This is a genomic window from Silvimonas sp., assembly GCF_031291215.1.
GTDB lineage: Bacteria > Pseudomonadota > Gammaproteobacteria > Burkholderiales > Chitinibacteraceae > Silvimonas > Silvimonas soli.
Map to the genome: position 1 here is coordinate 1 of NZ_JARLJK010000031.1, position 1,053 is coordinate 1,053.

The following is a 1,053-nucleotide window of genomic DNA, read 5'->3' on the forward strand; positions in this document are numbered from 1 at the left end:
GGTCTGGTCGCGGTCGATCCATCCGCCCTCAGCGTGCTCAATGGCTGGGACGGGATTACCGGGCAAGTCGTGGCGCAGGTTCAGCATTTCAATCTGCTGCCGGCGATGGTGCTGGAAGGCAGCTGCGCGGCCGTTGTCCCGAGTAAACTCGCGGCCCATCTGCAGGAGGCCTGCCCTATCGAGATTCTCGAAAATCTGGGAACGACCAATGTGGAAATGGAAATGGCGGTGGCATGGTATGCGAGCCAGACCACACAGCCACGCAACCGATGGTTCAGGACGCTGATCCTCGAACTTGGCCGGACATAAGGGCCGCGAACCTTCGATTTTGTGGACGTCCGAAGGGGTGATTTCCCATTTTCCTGCACAGCCAGGATAGCGGGCTGGTTATCAGGTTGCCGCCCGTTCTTCCATTGGCCAACGCAGGATGCATTCGTCGAAATCTTCGACTGGCGGGTGCGCGACGAACCGCTCAACGAGATGTCGTTCACTTGCTGATCCAAGGTTGCGTCGCGTTGCAAATCTGCTGCGACATGCAAATCGATCATCGGCATCGACCTATAAATCCGCGTTCCGGTTCGTGGTTTGGGTGCATCGCTCGGCGATCAGTTCGCGCAACCAGCGGTGACCGCCGTCTTCTTGCCAGCGGTGGTGCCATGCCATGCAGATGGTGACCTCTGTACGGGGGCCGACTCCTTCCACAATCGTGAGCGGAAGAAAACTTGCGAACCGCGTGGCGATCATTCGCGGCACGAATGCTGCGGTACCAGTCAAAAGGGCAAGGATCGGCAGAACGGTGAAGGTGGGCAGGGTCGCGAACCGGTTCGTGGGAAGCAGCGGCTGCATTTTGGCTAGTAGCTCCAGCGGGCCGCTGCCCGGCCGGAATGCCAATTGTCGTACAGGCCGGGTGCTGTCATCCGCACCAAGGCTGGAAGCAAGCAGATGGTCCGGCCCGACAACCGTCACGAAGTCTTCGCGCAAGAGCGGGATGCTCACAATATCTTTGTCGGAGAGCGATGTGATGACCTCTTCTGCACCAATGACGAGATCGAC

At 59.1% G+C, this 1,053-nt stretch carries 2 protein-coding genes; one reads left to right on the plus strand and one right to left on the minus strand.

What is annotated here, in order from left to right; all coding sequences use genetic code 11:
* Positions 1 to 309 (plus strand): hypothetical protein (locus tag P4L78_RS01285; protein WP_309326448.1); only part of this gene is annotated, 309 nt, incomplete at its 5' end.
* A gap of 249 nt (positions 310 to 558) precedes the next feature.
* Here P4L78_RS01285 and P4L78_RS01290 read toward each other — a convergent pair.
* Positions 559 to 1,053 (minus strand): LysR substrate-binding domain-containing protein (locus P4L78_RS01290; RefSeq protein ID WP_309326450.1); only part of this gene is annotated, 495 nt, incomplete at its 5' end.